Consider the following 441-nt stretch of genomic DNA (forward strand, 5'->3'; position numbering starts at 1 on the left):
GTTCAGGACTGCTGGGTAATGCATCCGGGCGAAAGCTGGCACGGCTTCAAAGATATTCCGGATAACTGGAGTATGCTCGACCCGCTTAAAGTCAGCATCCTTGCTCCGGGAATGGGTGAAGATGGTGAACTGGAAGAAACCGGTGTTCCGGCGGCGCTGGTCACTGCCTGGCTTGGTCGCCACGGCATTGTACCTACCCGCACCACTGACTTCCAAATTATGTTCCTGTTCTCTATGGGCGTAACCCGTGGGAAATGGGGAACTCTGGTTAACACCCTTTGCTCCTTCAAACGCCACTATGACGCCAACACACCGCTGGCGCAGGTGATGCCGGAACTTGTTGAACAATATCCTGACACTTACGCGAACATGGGGATTCACGATCTGGGTGACACCATGTTTGCCTGGCTGAAAGAAAACAACCCTGGCGCACGGTTGAAC

At 54.0% G+C, this 441-nt stretch carries 1 pseudogene; it reads left to right on the plus strand.

Annotated features, from left to right (window positions below):
- A pseudogene (locus C1J01_RS48675) lies at nucleotides 1-441 on the plus strand (hypothetical protein); the annotation flags it as partial.

This window comes from Nonomuraea aridisoli (assembly GCF_003236395.1).
Classification (GTDB): domain Bacteria; phylum Actinomycetota; class Actinomycetes; order Streptosporangiales; family Streptosporangiaceae; genus Nonomuraea; species Nonomuraea aridisoli.